This window comes from Cellulomonas sp. NPDC055163, assembly GCF_053607065.1.
In genome coordinates this window covers 104,620-121,225 of sequence record NZ_JBSGSU010000010.1, presented here as the reverse complement: position 1 = coordinate 121,225, position 16,606 = coordinate 104,620, and the positions used below count along the sequence as shown (strand labels likewise).

At 76.8% G+C, this 16,606-nt stretch carries 13 protein-coding genes; 6 read left to right on the top strand and 7 right to left on the bottom strand.

The window, feature by feature from the left end; translation table 11 throughout:
• Positions 1 to 133 precede the first annotated feature (133 nt).
• Complete coding sequence (locus ACWFNE_RS18430) at positions 134 to 1,366, top strand: globin domain-containing protein (protein WP_452123872.1); 1,233 nt, start codon at positions 134 to 136, stop codon at positions 1,364 to 1,366.
• Between the two features lie 27 nt (positions 1,367 to 1,393).
• On the opposite strand, the gene ACWFNE_RS18425 is transcribed toward ACWFNE_RS18430, so the two are convergent.
• The 4 genes from ACWFNE_RS18425 to ACWFNE_RS18410 form a co-directional block, all read right to left on the bottom strand.
• Positions 1,394 to 2,140: an eCIS core domain-containing protein gene (locus ACWFNE_RS18425; RefSeq protein ID WP_452123871.1), complete on the bottom strand. Its 747-nt coding sequence runs from the start codon at positions 2,138 to 2,140 to the stop codon at positions 1,394 to 1,396.
• 142 nt (positions 2,141 to 2,282) lie between these two features.
• Positions 2,283 to 4,400: an ATP-binding protein gene (locus tag ACWFNE_RS18420; protein WP_452123870.1), complete on the bottom strand. Its 2,118-nt coding sequence runs from the start codon at positions 4,398 to 4,400 to the stop codon at positions 2,283 to 2,285.
• Positions 4,397 to 5,113, bottom strand: a complete 717-nt coding sequence (locus tag ACWFNE_RS18415; RefSeq protein WP_452123869.1) for a DUF4255 domain-containing protein — start codon at positions 5,111 to 5,113, stop codon at positions 4,397 to 4,399. Before ACWFNE_RS18415 ends, ACWFNE_RS18420 begins: the two co-directional genes overlap by 4 nt.
• 265 nt (positions 5,114 to 5,378) lie before the next feature.
• On the bottom strand, positions 5,379 to 6,002 hold the full coding sequence (locus tag ACWFNE_RS18410) for a LuxR C-terminal-related transcriptional regulator (RefSeq protein WP_412868887.1): 624 nt from the start codon (positions 6,000 to 6,002) through the stop codon (positions 5,379 to 5,381).
• 168 nt (positions 6,003 to 6,170) lie between these two features.
• On the opposite strand from ACWFNE_RS18410, the gene ACWFNE_RS18405 reads away from it, so the two are divergent.
• The 5 genes from ACWFNE_RS18405 to ACWFNE_RS18385 all read left to right on the top strand — a co-directional run bounded on the left by ACWFNE_RS18405 (position 6,171) and on the right by ACWFNE_RS18385 (position 14,417).
• Positions 6,171 to 7,469, top strand: a complete 1,299-nt coding sequence (locus ACWFNE_RS18405) for a COG1470 family protein (protein WP_452123868.1) — start codon at positions 6,171 to 6,173, stop codon at positions 7,467 to 7,469.
• Between the two features lie 12 nt (positions 7,470 to 7,481).
• The gene (locus tag ACWFNE_RS18400; protein WP_452123867.1) at positions 7,482 to 7,799 is read left to right on the top strand and encodes a PAAR domain-containing protein; all 318 of its coding nucleotides are present in this window, start codon (positions 7,482 to 7,484) and stop codon (positions 7,797 to 7,799) included.
• 245 nt (positions 7,800 to 8,044) lie between these two features.
• Positions 8,045 to 8,299 (top strand): hypothetical protein, encoded by a 255-nt coding sequence (locus ACWFNE_RS18395; protein ID WP_452123866.1) that lies wholly within the window; start codon positions 8,045 to 8,047, stop codon positions 8,297 to 8,299.
• A gap of 71 nt (positions 8,300 to 8,370) precedes the next feature.
• On the top strand, positions 8,371 to 13,992 hold the full coding sequence (locus ACWFNE_RS18390; RefSeq protein ID WP_452123865.1) for a hypothetical protein: 5,622 nt from the start codon (positions 8,371 to 8,373) through the stop codon (positions 13,990 to 13,992).
• A 242-nt stretch (positions 13,993 to 14,234) separates the two neighbouring features.
• Positions 14,235 to 14,417 carry a hypothetical protein gene (locus ACWFNE_RS18385; protein WP_452123864.1) on the top strand — a complete coding sequence of 61 codons (183 nt, stop codon included), beginning with the start codon at positions 14,235 to 14,237 and terminating at the stop codon, positions 14,415 to 14,417.
• Between the two features lie 169 nt (positions 14,418 to 14,586).
• Here the strand turns inward: ACWFNE_RS18385 and mscL are convergent, their stop codons facing one another.
• From mscL to ACWFNE_RS18370, 3 genes are all read right to left on the bottom strand, one after another.
• Positions 14,587 to 15,039, bottom strand: a complete 453-nt coding sequence (gene mscL, locus ACWFNE_RS18380; RefSeq protein WP_452123863.1) for a large conductance mechanosensitive channel protein MscL — start codon at positions 15,037 to 15,039, stop codon at positions 14,587 to 14,589.
• Between the two features lie 54 nt (positions 15,040 to 15,093).
• The gene (locus ACWFNE_RS18375; protein WP_452123862.1) at positions 15,094 to 15,846 is read right to left on the bottom strand and encodes an SAF domain-containing protein; all 753 of its coding nucleotides are present in this window, start codon (positions 15,844 to 15,846) and stop codon (positions 15,094 to 15,096) included.
• 190 nt (positions 15,847 to 16,036) lie between these two features.
• Positions 16,037 to 16,414 carry an FmdB family zinc ribbon protein gene (locus ACWFNE_RS18370; RefSeq protein WP_452123861.1) on the bottom strand — a complete coding sequence of 126 codons (378 nt, stop codon included), beginning with the start codon at positions 16,412 to 16,414 and terminating at the stop codon, positions 16,037 to 16,039.
• Positions 16,415 to 16,606 lie beyond the last annotated feature (192 nt).

Genomic DNA, 16,606 nt, shown 5'->3' with positions numbered 1-16,606 from the left:
CGTCACCGGGCCGCCGGGGCGTCGGCACGTGCGTCGGGCCGTCGTGGAGGGAAGACGTGGCTGCCCGATCGAGCACCGGGTCTAGCCTGGTCGGAGCGGGCGCAGGGGGTGCCCGGCGGGCGAGGAGGCCCTCATGCTCTCGGACCGGTCCCGTGACGTCGTGCGGGCGACCCTGCCGGTGGTGGGCGAGCACCTCCCGGAGATCGCCCGCCGGTTCTACGGCCACATGTTCGCGGCCCGGCCGGAGCTGCTCGACGGGGTGTTCAACCGTGGCAACCAGGCGCAGGGCACCCAGCAGGTCGCGCTCGCGGGGTCCGTCGTGGCGTTCGCGGCGGCGCTCACGCAGGACACCGAGCAGCTGCCCGAGCACCTCCTGCAGCGGGTCGCGCACAAGCACGCCTCGCTCGGCATCCACCCGGACCAGTACGCGGTCGTGCACGAGCACCTGTTCTGGGCGATCGTCGACGTGCTCGGGGACGCGGTCACGGCCGACGTCGCGGCGGCGTGGGACGAGGTCTACTGGCTCATGGCGTACGCGCTCGTGAACCAGGAGCGCGGGCTATACAGCGCGCGCGGCGTCGGCCCGGGCACGGTGTGGCGCGAGTGGCGCGTGGAGTCCCGGCGCGACGAGACCGAGGACGTCGTGACGTTCGTGGTCCGCCGGACCGACCACCGCTCGGTCCGCACGTCGCTGCCCGGGCAGTACGTCACCGTCAAGGTCCCCATGCCCGACGGCGTGCACCAGCCCCGCCAGTACAGCCTGACGCGCGCCGACGACGGCGAGACCCGGCAGTTCTCGGTGCGCCGCGTGCGCGGCGGAGGGGAGCGGCCCGACGGCGAGGTCTCGACCCTGCTGTGCGCGACCGTGCAGGTCGGCGACGTCCTGACGATGTCCGTCCCGTTCGGCGACGTCGTGCTCGACGACTCCGGGCGCCCGCTCGTGTTCGCGAGCGCCGGCATCGGGGTCGCGCCGATGGCCGGGATGCTCTCGCACCTCGTCGCGGCCGGCTCCCGGCTCGAGGTGCACGTGCTGCACGCCGACGTCGAGGAGCGCACGTTCGCGCTGCGCGAGCAGGTGCTCGCGGACGTCCGGCGGCTCCCCGGCGGCACCCTGCACACCTGGTACGAGCGCGGCGCGGTGTCGGCGCTCGCGGTCGACGGTGTGTTCGAGGGGCTCCTCGACGTCGACGACGTCGACCTGCCTGACGGCGCCGGCTACTACCTGTGCGGGCCCCTGCCGTTCATGAGGTCGGTCCGCTCGCGGCTGCTGGCCCGCGGCGTGCCCGCCCGTGACGTCCAGTACGAGGTGTTCGGCCCGGACCTGTGGGCCGCGGACCTCGTGACCGAGGTGTCGCCGGACGCCTGACGCGCCTGCGCCCCCCAGCCGGCCCGCTCAGCCGGCGGGCGCCTCCTCCTCCTCGGACTCCTCGCGCTGCACCGCGGCGCCCGCCTCGAACGCGCCCTGCACCGGCGCCTCCTCGGGGGCTTCCTCGTCGCCCTCCTGCCGCTGCACGGCCGCCCCGCCCGGCGCGCCCCCGCCCCCGGTGACCGGCGCCGTCTGCACCGGCGGCGCGGACATCACGCGCTCGGCGTTCGCCGCGGCCTCGCGCTCGAACCGATCGGACGGGTCGCTCACGCGCACGCCGTCACCCGTCGCGGTGCCGTCGACCGGGCCGCTGCGCTGCTGCACGACGTGCGTGAGCTCGTGCGCCAGCATCGTGCGCCCCGCCGTGGAGCCCGGGTCGTACTGCCCGTTCTGGAACACGACGTCGGAGCCGACCGTGTACGCGTGCGCCTGGACCGATGCCGCCGAGCGGTGCGCCGCGTCGTCGGTGTGCACGCGCACGTCCCCGAAGTCGTGGCCCAGGCGGGACTCCATGTCGGTGCGGACGTGCGTGTCGAGCGGGCTGCCGCCCGAGCCCACGACGTCGAGCACCGGCGAGCGCTCCTCCTGCGCGAGACCGCGGACCCCCTGGTTGCCGACGGCGCGCTGCAGCCGCGCGAGGCCCTGCGGCCCGACGACGTCCGTGCGCCCGGCCGCGGCGGCCCGCCAGAGCGCGCTGTCGGGCCGCTCCTCGGTGCGCTCGGTGCGCGGGCGCTGCGCGTCGTCGTCCAGGTGCTCGTGCTCGTGCTCGCGCATGGTCGCTCCTCACCGGGCTCGCCGCCGGGCCGGACCCCGGTGCGGCGTCTCCTCCGAGGCTCGCCCGCGCACCGCACGCCGCCAAGGAGCGGTCAGCCGTCGTCCGGGGCAGTGCCGGTGCCCGATCGCGCACGCACCGGGTTCACGCGCCGGTCGGCTGGAGCATCGACCAGTACCGCCCGAACTCGCCGGGCAGGCACAGGCGGCCGAGCTTGCGGTACTCGTGCTCGACGGCGCTGATCACGTGCGTCATGCGGACCGTGCCGCCGTCGTCGGCCGCGAGGTACGCCGCGGTGACCGCCGACGAGCGGATCGCGCCGCCCGCGAGCTCGAACGCCCCCGCGACGAACTCGAGGTCGACGTCCCCGTCGCGCGGCACGAGCTCCCCGAGGCTGCGGTCCCACAGCGCCCGCCGGTGCTCGGGGTCGGGCAGCGGGAAGTCGACGAGCACGTCGAGCCGGCGCGTGAACGCCTCGTCGATGTTGGCGCGCAGGTTCGTCGCGAGGATCGCGAGCCCGTCGAACGACTCCATGCGCTGCAGCAGGTAGGCGCTCTCGATGTTCGCGTAGCGGTCGTGCGAGTCGCGGACCTCGGAGCGCCGGCCGAAGATCGCGTCTGCCTCGTCGAACAGCAGGACCCCGTTGACCTCCGCGGCGGCGCTGAAGATGCGCTCGAGGTTCTTCTCGGTCTCCCCGATGTACTTGTCGACGACGGTCGCGAGGTCCACGACGTACAGGTCGAGCCCGAGCTCGTGCGCGACGACCTCGGCGGACATCGTCTTGCCGGTCCCCGAGTCGCCCGCGAACAGCGCCGCGACGCCGTGCCCCCGCCCGCCGCCGGGCCGCATCGACCAGTCGCCGAGCACGCGCTCGCGGTGGCGGGCGCGCAGGGCCACCTCGCGCAGCGCGACCATCGGCGCGCGCGGCAGCACGAGGTCCGCCCAGCCGACCGCGGGCTCGATGCGCCGGGCGAGCCCGTCGAGGGCCGAGCCGTTCTCCGCGCGGGCGCCGGCCCGCAGGTGCTCGGCGGTGACCCGGCCGTCGGGCTCGACGCGCGCCTGCACGAGGGCCGACGCCGCGGCCCGCGCCACCTGCTCGGGGCGCAGCCGGAACTGCAGGGTCGCCGCCTCGACGGTCGCGTCGTCCATGCCCGCGGCGGCCGCGTCGCGCTCGTCGTGCGCGCCGGAGCCCAGCGCACGCAGCCACATCGTGGAGCGCTCGCCGGTGGTGCTCGCCGGCACAGTCTGCAGGAGCGGGGGGTGCGTCGTCCACGCGGGGTCCCACGCCCCGCGGCCGACGAGCAGCAGCGGCTCGGGCTCGCACGCCAGGGCCGCGAGCAGGCGCGGGCGCGCCGCGACGGCCTCGACCGGCCCGGCGACGAGCCCGGCCCCGCGCAGCCGGGCCTCGCGCGCGGCGGACCGGGCCAGTGCGTGCGCGTCCGGCTCCGCGGCGAGGGCGTGCAGGTCGACGACGACGGCGTCCCGGCCGAGGGCGTGCAGCGCCTGGACGGCGAGCACGCGCGCCGAGCCCGTCGAGCCCTCGCGCAGGTAGGTCAGGGTCGTCCCGCGGTCGAGGGCCCGCGCGAGGGGACCGGCGTCGCCCCACCGGACGTCCGGGGCGACCACGAGCACCGGCGCGAGCGCCGCGTCGGGTGCGTCGTCGCCGAGCAGGTGCTCGACGACCCGGTCGGGGACCCGCAGCGCCCGGCCCGGGAACGGCCGGTCGCCGTCCTCGACCGCGAGCAGGCCGGCGGTCACGAGCGGCCCGTGCGTGAGCCGGGCCCGGCCGTGCGCGGAGGCGAGGTCGACGCCGCACAGCTCGAGCGCGACCGCCGTCGCGGGCCGACGCCGCGTGACGTCGTCGTTGAGGTACCCGAAGAGCTGCTCGAAGCGGGAGTCGAGGTCGCACACGAGTGCCACGAGCAGCAGGTCGACGTCGAGCGGTTCCAGCCCGCAGCGGCGCACGAGCTCACGCAGGCGCAGGCGGTGCCCCGCACGCTCGGCCTCGTCGGCGGCACGCTCGACCGCGCCGGTCCGCTCGTCCGCTGCGGGGTCGGGTGCGTGCCCGGGTCGGGGCCCGGCGAGCAGGCGGTCGACGGCCTCGTCACTCAGGTACAGCCCGCGGAACGGGTCGTCGGGCTGCGGGTCCACGGAGCGGCGGCGTGCGACGAGGGCGCGGACCCGCTCCTCGACGGTCGCGGCGCGCCCGAGCAGGTGCGCGAGGCTGGCCTGCTCGGACCCGCGGGCCGCGTCCCTGCTCACGGCTGCGCGCCGCGCTTCCGGGACCGCGTGGACGGGCGGGCCTTCGCGGGTGCAGCGGCGGTCGTCGCCGCGGGCGACGGGGGAGCCGCGACCCGGGGCGGCGGGGCGTGCCGGCGCCGCGGACCCGTGCCCGAGCCGCTGACGACGTCCTGCAGCCCGACGTACGGGCCGTCGGAGACCGGCGGGCCGGCGGGGTACACGATGCCGGTGGCGACGGGCGCGCTCACCACGACGTCGAGGGACGGCTTGAGCTCGCCGCCCAGCGCGGACCACACGTCCGCGAACGCCCGGTCCTCGGGCGGCGGCAGCCCCACGGTCACTGGGACGTCGAGCCCGGTCTCGGCGAGGTGACCGACGACGAGGTCGCGCGGCAGGGCCTCGTAGCGCAGGAAGCACGCGAGCAGCGAGTCGAGCAGCATGTGCTCGTCCTCGGGGCGCTGCGTCCACGCCGTCACGAGGTAGGACAGCTTGAAGAACCGTGGCGCGGGGCTCCGCGAGACGACCGCGCCGTCGGACCCGCGCCGCTCGGTCCACCCGCGCTCGCGGCGCTTGACGTCCTCGCGCAGGTCGTAGAGGTACAGGTTGACCGTGGGCGTGTTGCGGCGCGACGCCCAGTCCTTGGTCGGCGCGTCGAACACGACCTCGAGGTCCGTCCCCGTGACGGCACCGGTCCGCACGATGCTCCGCAGGGCCGCGTCGACCTGGGCGATCACCCGTCCACCCCCTCGCGCGCTCCCGCGCTCGTGCCGCTGACCGCTCCACCGTGCCGACCGCCCGCGCCGCGCGGCACCCGGCCCCGGGCAGCCGATCGGGCAACGCGCGCGGCCGTCCGGGCACCGTGCGCCCCGCCCCTGCGCAGTGCAACGGCGCAGCGCACCGGCGCCGCGCGGCCGCGACGGTGCTCCGCTCCGGCGCCGACCGCGGCTCACCACCGCCGAACCCCCGCGCGGGCACCGTTGCCCGCGCGGGGAGCTCCGATCAGATCAGGCCCTCCCGCACCGCGTACGCGACCGCGTGCGAGCGGTTGCGCAGCTGGAGGCGGGTCGTGACGTCGTGCAGCACGTTCTTGACGGTCCGCTCCGAGTACGAGAGCTGCCGGGCGATCTCGCTCGTGTCGAGCCCGTCGGCGACGAGCCGCAGCACCTCGACCTCACGCGTCGCGAGCCCGGTGAACGTCAGCCCGCGCGGGCCCAGCACGTGCCGCTGCAGGCGGCCCACCTGGTCGAGCAGCCGCCCGAGCAGGTCCGGGGGGACGCTGCCCTCGCCCGCGGCCGCGGCGCAGATGACCTTGACGAGCCGCTCGGGCGTCGCCTCGCTGCGCCGCACGAGCCCGAGCACGCCGGCCTCGACCGCCGTGACGAGGTCCTCGTCGTCGAGGCGGCCCGCGACGAGCACGGTCCGGGCGATGCCCGCGCGCTGGCTGACCCGCAGGATCGTGGCCGTCTCGTCGTCCACCTGGTCCACCACGATCACGGCGACCTTCGCCTCGTGCAGCTCGGACCGGCCGACGACCCGCACCTCCGGGCGCGGTCGCAGCTGGCTCGCGACGCCGGCCTCGGAGATGGGGTCCCTCGCCAGGACGTGCACCCCGATGCGCTCCATGTCCACTCCTCCCCGTCGCGGTCCACCCCCTCGGGGACCGCATGCCCGGGAGTCTGCCGCCGGCCGATCTTCGTGCAGTCAACAGGGACACAACGGGCATCCCGGGCTGCCCCGAAGTCCGGCCCGGCAGCACGGGGACCGTCCCGCGCGCCGCCCTACCGTCGGTCCATGACCACGACAGCCACCCTCGACCCGACCCCGGTCATGCTCGACCCGGGCGGGGCTGCGGCCGTCCCGCTGCAGATCTACAACAACGGCGAGCTCGTCGAGGGCTACCACCTCGAGGTGGTGGGCCCCGCGAAGGGCTGGGCCTCGATCGAGCCCGAGGACGTCTCGCTGTACCCCGGTGCCTCGACCACCGCCACGGTGATGTTCTTCCCGCCGCGCTCGGCCGCCGTGCCCGCGGGCGAGCTCCGGTTCGGGGTGCGCGTCGTCCCCACGGAGCACCCCGAGGAGACCGTCGTCCCCGAGGGCGCGGTCGAGGTGCTCCCGTTCATGGAGACGACCGCCGAGCTCGTGCCGCGGACCTCGCACGGCCGGCGTGGCGCCAAGGTGCGGGTCGCGGTCGACAACCGGGGCAACCAGCCGGTCACGGTGGCGCTGCGCGGGGCCGACCAGGCCGACGCCCTGCGCTTCGGGGTCAAGCCCGCGGTCTCCACGGTCGGCTCGGGCAACGCGGCGTTCACCGACCTGCGGGTCGAGCCGGTCCGGTCGATGTGGCGCGGGCAGCCGAGGACCCTCCCGTACACGGCGACGGTCGAGCCGCGGGACGGGACCCCGGTGACGCTCGACGGCACGTTCGTCCAGGAGCCGCTCATCCCGTCGTGGCTGCCCAAGCTGCTGCTCGCGCTGCTGGCTCTCCTCGCGGCCCTCGTGGCGCTGTGGTTCCTCGTGCTCCGCGGCGCCGTGGAGTCCGCGGCGCAGGAGGCGGTGAAGGGGGAGGTCGCCGCCGCGGAGGAGCACGCCGCGGCCGCCGAGCAGGCCGCCGAGGCTGCGGGGGCCTCCGCCGGAGGGGCCGAGCAGTCCGCGCAGGTCGCGGGCGACGCCGCGGTCAAGGCCGACGAGATCGTGGGCGGGACGCTCCTGCCACCCACCGAGATCCCGACGTCCGGGCGGCTCGAGGTCACGACGGTGGCCGGCTCCACGGCTGCGGACATCTTCGAGGTCCCCGAGGGGCAGACCATCGAGCTCACCGACCTGGTGCTGAGCAACCCGCAGGGCGACTTCGGCCGCGTCCGCCTCGAGATGGGCGAGCAGGTGATCCTCGACTCGGCGCTCGAGAACTTTCGCGACCTCGACTACCACTTCATCTCGCCGATCGTCGGCAACGCGGGTGACGAGCTTGTCATGACGCTCGTGTGCAACGAGGTCGGCAAGCCGCCCGGCGAGGCCACACCACCCGACGAGTGCGCGTCCTCGATCTACTTCGGCGGCTCGCTGATCACCCCGGCCGCCCCGGCGCCCTGACGGAGCGGGGCGATGCCCACCGGCCCGGCCCTGCGCGCGGGCGACAGCGCCCTGTGCCCGATGATGGACGGACCGAAGCCGCACGTCGGCGGCCCGATCACCCCCGCAGCGGCGGTGATGACGGTCCTCATCGGGTCGATGCCCGCGGCCGTCGCGAACGCGGTGCCGGGCGGCATCGTGTGCGTCTCCCCGGCACCGAACGGGATCGCGATGGGCAGCACGACCGTGCTGATCGGCGGGTTCCCCGCGGCCCGCCTCGGTGACCAGTCGCTGCACGGCACCCCGATCGCCCCGGGCCCAGGCTGCCCGACGGTGATCGTCGGCGGATGATCCACGCCCTCGGGCCGTCGCGCGCGCCGACGTCCGGCCGGCCCCGCACCGGCTGCGGGGGAGCGGGGGACAATCACCCGAGCGGCCCAGCCTGGACGGTTGACCAACACCCGCGCGAAGCCGCACACTTGAACCTGACAGTGCGCATCGCCTGCCCCCTGCGCGGTGCGCACTGTTCACACGTCACGATCGGGCGGGTCCTCTCCGAGGGCCCGCCCGATCGTCGTTCCGGCGGAGCCGGCGGGGTGCGGATCGACGTGCTGCCGGGTCCGGGCACGGCCGTGCGCACCGGCCCGCTCCGGGTCGCGCCGCCGGCCCCGCTCGGCCTCGTGCCGGCTCCGCTCGCCCTCGTGCCGGCCCCGCTCGCCCTCGTGCCGGCCCCGCTCGCCCTCGTGCCGGCCCCGCTCGCCCTCGTGCCGGCCCCGCTCGTCCTCGTGCCGGCTCCGCGCCCCGGACCGCACCGCGCTCGGCTCCCGGGCGCGCGTCGCTCGAGCGGATGACTTCCGCGGGATCACGCGCCTCCCGGCGTGCCATGCGGCGTCCCCGGAGGGTGGCGGTTAGCGTTCCGAGGGTGATCGTCCCTGCGCGCAACCTCGGCCCCGGTGCAGGCTCGGGCTCGCGACCCGACCCGAGCGCGCCCTCCACGACCCCCTCGGCCGCGGGCGGTGCCCCCGTCGACGGTGCGGTCGACACGCCCGACCCCGCCGCGGCGACCGCCCCCGTCCTCGTCGAGCCGCCGTCCGCCGAGGAGCTCGTCGCCGGTGCGCTCGCGGGCTGGCGCGCGCGCCTCGTGGAGACCGCGGGCGGCTCGACCCTCGCGGACGTCGACCTGCTCGGCGACGCGGCCCTCGACCTGTCGGCCGCGCACCCGTCGGGCATCGCGCAGCTCTTCGCGGGCCGCGAGACGCGCCTGTCGAACCTCGTGCGCGAGGGCGGTTCCCTCGCGACCGCCAAGCGCCGCGCCCGGGCCGTCGGCGCGCGCGCCGAGCAGTACGCGCAGCGCTACGGCATCGCCCCGACGTACCTCGCGATCGGCGTCGCGACGTGGACCGAGCGCACGACGCCCGACGTCGCCGAGGACGACGTCGCCGCCCTGGCCGCGGTCACGCGCCGAGCGGCCGGCACGGACCCCGACGACGCCCTCGCCCTGGGCGGCGTCACCGCACCGGCCGGTGCGACGACGGCGAGCGAGCCGCGCACCGTCCGTGCGCCCGTGCTCCTGCGACCGGTGTCGCTGCGGGCACGGGGGAGCGGCGAGAGCGACTACGAGCTCGTGCTCGAGCAGACCCTCGAGGTCAACCCCGTGGTCGCCCGCGCGCTGCGCAGCCGCGGGGCCCTGCTCGACCCCGGCGCCGTCGCGCGCGGCACGTTCACCGGCACGGGCTTCGACCCGCGCCCGGCGCTCGCCCGGCTCGCGTCGCTCGGCGGCGCGGTCCTCGAGGGCTTCCGGCTCACCGAGAGCCTCGTCGTCGGGACGTTCGTGCACCCCGGGCAGGTGCTCGTCGACGACCTCGACCAGCTCTCCGGGACGCTCGACCGCCACGAGGTGGTCGCGGCGCTCGCCGGTGTCGACGAGGCGCGCGAGCGCGTCCGGCGCCCGCTGCCCGAGATGCGCCGCGGCGACCGCGACCCCGACGTCGAGCGCGGCGTCGGCGACCTCGACGCCGCCCAGCAGCACGTCCTCGACCTGCTCGCGACCGGCGAGCACCTGTTCGTCGACGCGCCGACCGGCTCCGACGTGACCGGGACGCTCGCGGCGGTCGTCGCCGACGCGGCCGCGTCCGGGAAGACGGTCCTCTACGTCCCCGGGCACCGGCGTGCCGCGGGGGCCCTCGCGGCCCGGCTCGCGGAGCTCGGGCTCGACGACCTGCTGCTCGACGTCGCACCCGAGGCGGGCTGGCGCACCGCCGCCGCGCGCCGCCTGCTCGACGCGATGACCCTCGAGAGCACCCCGGTCGACGCCGCCCGCACGACGCTGCTGCGCCGGGACCTCGTCGCGCACCGCGAGCGCCTGCGGGCCTACGTCGACGCGCTGCACGCCGAGCGCACCCCGTGGGACGCGTCCGCGTACGACGCGCTCCAGGCGCTCGCGAGCCTGACGGCGACGCGCCCGGCCCCCCGCACGACCGTCCGGCTCGCACCCGACGTCGCCCGGGTGCTCGACGCCGAGAGCCGCGCGGTGCTCGCCGCGGACCTCGAGCGTGCGGTCACGCTCGGCGCCTCGACGCTGCGCCCCACCGACAGCCCGTGGTTCGGCGCCGACCTGACGACGGACCGCGCCGCGCGCGAGACGCTCGACCGGATCGGCCGGCTGCTCGACCACGTGCTGCCGATCCTCGCCTCGCGCGTCAAGGAGGTCGCCGCGGCGACGGGCCTGAACGAGGCGACGACGGTCGACGCGTGGGGCGAGCAGCTCGTGATGCTCGGTGGCATCCGCGGCGCCCTCGACGTGTTCCAGCCGCTCATCTTCGAGCGCACCGCCGCCGACCTCGTCGCCGCGACCGCGACCAAGCAGTGGCGCGAGGAGCACGGGATGCCGATGGGCTTCTGGCTCCGCCGGCGGCTGCGCAAGCAGGCGAAGGACATGGTGCGCCCCGGGCGCCCGGTCGCCGACCTGCACACCGCGCTCATCGGCGTGCAGGAGCAGCGCCAGATCTGGCAGGCGCACTGCCCGGCCGGCGGCTGGCCGCGCCTGCCCGAGGGCCTCGCGACCATCGAGGACGAGTACCGCACGGTGCGGGCCGACCTCGACTCGCTCGACGCGGTGCTCCGGACGACGCCCGGCGGGGGAGGGCTCACGGCCCTGACGCTGCCCGCGCTCGTCGAGCGCCTGCGCCGGCTGTGGGGCGACGCGCGCGCCCTCGACGCGCTCCCCGAGCGCACCCGCCTGGTCCGGTCGCTGACCGCCGCGGGCCTCGGCTCGCTGCTCGACGACTTCGCCGCGCGCCGCGTCGAGGCCGAGCTGGCCGGGCCCGAGCTCGAGCTCGCGTGGTGGAGCACCGTGTTCGAGCAGATCATCGGCGACGACCCCGCGCTCGCCGACTACGACGGCGCCGCCCTCGGCCGCCTCGCCGCGCAGTACGCCGCGCTCGACCGCGCGCACGTCGCGAGCCTGTCCGGGCCCGTGCGCCGCGCCGTCGTCGGGCACGTCGCGTCCGCGCTCCGGGCGAACCCGGGGCAGACGCAGGCGCTGTTCGCCGAGCTCGTCGAGGACCGCATCACGAACCTGCGCGAGACCGTGACCCGCTACCCGGACCTCGTGCGCCGCCTGCGCCCGGTCCTCGCCGCGTCCCCCATGCTCGTCCCGCAGGTCCTGCCCTCGACCCGCACCGTCGACCTCGTCGTGCTCGACGCCGCGGCGCACCTGCCGCTCGAGGTGGCGCTCGCCGCGATCGCGCGCGGCCGCCAGGTCGTCGTGCTCGGCGACGCCCGCTGCGCGTCCGGCAGCGCGGTCCGCGAGCTCGCCGAGGTGCTGCCGGGCGTCGCCCTGCGGGCCGACGCCTCGCGCCGCGACCCGCACCTGACGGCGTTCCTCGCCGCGCACGGCTACGGCGACGTGCTGAGCCCGACCCCGCTGCCGCAGAACGCCCCGCTCGTGCGCCTCGACGTCGTCGACGGCACGGGGATGCCGGATGCGACGAGCGGAGCGGTCGACAGCACACGCGCCGAGGTCGAGCACGTCGTCGAGCTCGTCCTCACGCACGCCCTGACGCGGCCCGACGAGTCCCTCGCGGTGATCACGCCGTCGTCCGTGCACGCCGAGCACGTGCGCGAGGCCGTCCTGACCGAGGTGCGCGACAACCCCGGGCTCTCGGCCTTCTTCGACGCCGGTGTCGCCGAGCCGTTCGTCGTCGCCGACCTCGCGGGCGTCGCCGGGCTCAGCCGCGACGCGGTGATCCTGTCCGTCGGCTTCGGCCGGACCCCGCACGGGCGGGTGCTGCACCGCTTCGGGCCCATCGGCGGCCCGGGCGGGGACGCGCTGCTCCTCGCCGCGCTGGGTGCGACCCGGCACCGGCTCGACGTCGTCTCGTGCTTCCGCGCCGGCGACCTCGACCCCGAGCGCCTGCGCGGTCCGGGCCCCCGGCTCCTCGCGGACCTGCTCGCGTTCGCCGAGCGCCGCAGCGCCGACTCGGGCGAGGTGTCGTTCACGCCGTCGACGACCGCACCGTCGGTCGCGTCGGTCGGTGCGCCGGTCGCGCCGGCTGCGCCGTTCGTGTCGATCGCTGCGCCGGTCGTGCCGTCCGCCGGCACGACCACGCCTGCCGACCCGACCGCGCCGGTGAGCCCGACCGGTGCCGGCGCGGCGACGACCTCGGCGGGCCGCTCGGCCGCCGACCCCGACACCATGACGCTCCCGCAGCACCCCGACGAGGGCACGGGGCACGAGCCCGACCGGCTCGTCGTCGACCTCGCGGAGCGGCTCTGGCGCCACGGCCTCACCGTCGAGCTCGACCACGGGCTCCCGGGCGGCACCCACATCCCCCTCGCGGTCGGCCACCCGGACCTCCCGGGCCGCCTGCTCGTCGCGGTCCTGACCGACGACGAGGCCTACGTCGCCGAGCCCAGCATCCGCGTGCGCGACCGCCAGGTCGCCGAGCGGCTCGAGCGCCTCGGCTGGACGGTCGTGCAGGTGTGGTCCGCTGCGGCGTTCCTCGACCCGCAGGCCGAGGTCGACCGGGTCCGCAGCGCCGTCGAGGCGGCGATCCCGGCGGCTCCCGCGGCGGTGCGCCCCGCGGCGGGCACCCGGGCCCCCGCCCGCGTCGACGAGCCCGAGGACGACGCGGACGTGGAGACCCCGGCGCACGGCGTCGCGATCGCGCCCGGCGGGACGACCGCACCGGGCGGGACGACTGCACTGGGCGAGACGACCGCGTCGGGCGGGACGACTGCGCTGGGCGAGACGACCGTGCCGGGCGGGACGAGCGTTCCCGGCGTGGCGAAGGGGCCGGTCGGGACGACCGTTCCCGGCGAGACGACGACGCCTGACGGGACGACCGTGCCCGGCGGGACGACCACGCCTGGAGACGACGGAGCGGCGGCGGCGGACCCGGGGGCACCGGGCTCCGGTGCCGGTGTCGGAGCCGCCGTCTCGCGTCCTCCGGAGTCCGACGGGCGGTCCGACGGGTCCGCGACCGCCGACTCGGCCTGGGCCGAGCCCGTGACCCGTGCGCGCCGCCGGACGCCTCCGCCCGCCGCACCGCAGAGCCCGCTCACCCCGCCGCGAGGGACCCTGACCGCGAGGACGAGCCCGTGGCATGCCGTGACACCTCCGGCCCCGCCGACGGCCCCCGCGCCGCCCGCCACCTCGCCCCCGGCCGCGGTCGAGGCCCCACGCACAGGCCCGGTCCCGGTGCGCACGGGTGCGTGGCCGACGATCCCGGCGGCCCGGCGCGGCGGCAGCACGGGGCCGGACGTTCCCGCGCGCCCCGGCGTCGAGGACGCCGACGGCCCGGTCCCTCAGGACGGGCACGCCGCCGAGGGTGGTTCCCGACGCTCGGACGCCCCGCACCCCGAGCCGGCACCCGCCGGGACCGGGCGGCGGGTGGCGAGCCCCGCGACGGGTGCGCTGCCCCAGGTCGAGCGCCGCTCGACGGGCGTCATCACGCGGGTCGGCGAGGGCGCCGCAGGATCGCGTCACGTCGAGCGCGTCAGCACGGGGAGCCTGCGCCGCGTCGCACCCGCGGGCACCACCACGAGCGCGGGCACCGCCACGAGCGCGGGCACGGCCACCGCGACGAGCACAGGGACGGCCACGAGCGCGGGCACGGCCACGGGCGCGGGCACGCCTACGAGCGCAGGCACGGGCAGCGCGCCGACGGTGCCCATGCCCGGTGACGCACCCGTCGCCGCCGCCGCCGGAGCCCCTGGGACGCACCGGCCGGGCACCGCACCCACGCCCGGCAGCGGGCGCCGGGCGCTCGTCGACGGCCCGGCCTCGGGACCGACGCCCCGCGTCGAGCAGCCGACGCTCGCCGTCCCTTCGCGACCGCGTCCGTCGATCCGCCCCGGCCTCCCGATCAACGCCTACAGCGACGACCAGCTCGACGAGGTCGTCACGTGGCTCGTCTCGGACGGCGTCGAGCGCGGTCGCGAGGAGCTCGCCGCCGCGGTGCGCGAGGCGCTCGGCATCACGCGCCGCAGCTCGCGGGTCGATGCGGTGGTCGCCGGCGCCGTCCGGCGCGCGACGTCCTGAGCCCGAGGCCGGTTCTGCCGAGAGGCAGCGCCGAGCCGCGGGTCTGCGCGACGGGCTCAGCCGTGTGCCGAGCGACGAGGGGGCTGGCCGGGCCGCGGGTCTGCGCGGCGGCGGGGCGACGCGGCGGCGAGTGCCGAGGGGCGGTCGGGCCGCGGGTCTGCGCGGCGGTGGGGCGACGCAGCGGTGGACTCCATGGGGTGGTGCCTGGCGCTGGGTCCGCGCGGCGGTGCGACGATGGAGCGGTGAACTCCGAGAAGCCCCGTGACGTCCCGACCGACGACGCACCGCGTCCGTCGGCGCGCCCGGTCGCGGACGCACCGCTGATCCCGACCCGGAGCGCCGACGACTCGGACGCCGGCTGGGGCGAGCGCACCGAGGACGCGGACGACGACCGCCTGCTCCGGGACGTCCCGCCCCACTGGTGACCCGCCGCCGTCCCGGACGCAGCACGCGCCGGACAGCACTGGTGACCCGGCGCTGTCCAGCACACGCCACGCGTGATGCGCCACGCGCGCGCACGCCCTCACCCCGCACGCACGACGGCCGCGGCGACCCGGAGGTCGGCGCGGCCGTCGAGGCGTGCAGGCGAGAGCGTCAGTCGCGCGGCGTCGTCGGGGGGAGCGAGGGGCCGGTGTCGTTGCGGAGCGCCGCGGACTGCTGTCCGGCGAGCAGGTCGCGGATCTGCTGGAGCAGCAGGATGTCCTCGGCAGGGGCCTTCGGCTCCTCCTCGAGGCCCTTCTTGCGGCGCTCGGCGAGCTTGTTGAGCGGCAGGACGATGAAGAAGTAGATCGTGATCGCCGTGATGAGGAACTGCAGGATGGCGTTCAGGATCAGGCCGATCGAGAACACCGTGTTGTTGATCGTGAAGGTCGCGACGTCGCTGATGTCGGGCTGACCGAAGATCAGGGCGATGAGGGGCCCGAGCAGCCCCGCCTGCAGCGAGGCCACGATCCCGGCGAACGCCGTCCCGATGATCACACCGACCGCGAGGTCGATCGCGTTGCCGCGTGAGATGAAGTCCTTGAAGCCGTTCAGCAGGCTCTTCACTGTCGCTCCTGTCCGTGGTGCACGCGCACGGCCGGGTGCACGCGTCGAACGGGATCATTCCACGAAGACGGCGCTGAGTCCGGACGAACCGGACAGCGCCACCGACTCCTCGGGGGACACGGCCAGCAGCACGAGCGGGGAGCGGTCGGTGTCCCCGCCGCCGCCCCCGAGCAGTCCGCCGCCGAACGGCTCCGCGCCGGACGAACCACCCCCGTCCGTCGCGGCGGGCCCCGCGAGCACCAGCGCGGCGCGGGCGAGCACGCGCCCGGTGCCGGGTGTCCCGTCGAGGTCGTCGCCGCCGACCACGTCCACGACGACTCCGGGCGTGAGCATCGCGGCGACGCCGGGGTCGGCCAAGCGGACTGGCGCGACGACGGTGCCGGGCGGGCCGTGCACCGACGCCTGGGTGAAGAGGCTCGGCACGACCGGCAGCCCTGGTGTCCCCGGCACGGCGAGCGTCGCGTCCGGGAGCTCGCCGGCGGCGCCCAGGCTCGCGTCGGGCACGAGATCGACCGGCAGCCGCACGGTGCGGACGTCGTCCGGGGCCAGGCGCTCACCCGCGGCGATGGCGCGGTCGAGGACGAGGACCGGCGCTGTCGGGGGCGGGACCGGCCGGACGGCGCTCACGACCACCGCGCACGCGCACCCGAGGAGCACGGCGGCCACGGGGAACCGCGCACGCCACAGGAGCAGCCGTGCACGCACGAGCGGCCGGGGTGCGGAGCGCGTGGTCGTGCGTGCACCTCGACCCGGCGCACGGCCCGGGGAGCGGTCGCGGGACGGCGGGGCGGCGCGGAGCAGGGGCATGCCGCGACGCTAGGTCGACGGCAGCCCGACGGTCGGTACCGGCCTCCCCGCGTCTGCTCCGGCGCTCAGCCCCCGGGGCTGGGGGTGCGCGACCCGCGCCCACGCGCCGAGTTCGGCCCGAGACCCTCCCGCGCCCGCCGCAGGGACGCGGCAGGTCGTGCTCCCGCCCCGCGTCCCGCGAGTGCCGCCGTCAGCCCGCGGCGGCTGCGGGAGCGGAGGACGACCCGCTCGACGCCGCGGGCTTCGCGGGCGTCGAGGTCGACGACGACCCCTCGCCGGACGAGCCGGAGGACCCCGACGAGGACCCACCGTTCGACGACGACGACGAACCCGACGAGGACGTGCTGGACGACGACGACGAGGAGCCCGACGAGGACGTGCTCTTGCCCGACGTGCGCGAGTCGTTGCGGTAGAACCCCGAGCCCTTGAACACGACGCCCACGGCCGAGAACACCTTGCGCAGGCGTCCCTCGCACTCAGGGCACACCGTCAGGGACTCGTCGCTGAACGACTGCTGGATGTCGAAGGCGTGCCCGCAGGCGGTGCACGCGTACGAGTAGGTGGGCACTGGTGTCTCCTGGTTCGGGCGGGACGGCCGGCCGGGGACGCCGGGCGCTCACGAGGGGCGCGCGACGCCGGCCTGGTCGTCCGACGTGCTGGCACTCTCCAACTTCGAGTGCCAAGTCTACCGGCGGACGCAAGCCCGGGCCGCGCCCCGCTCCACCGGGTGCGCGCGAGGGGCGGCGTGCACCCGGTGCGG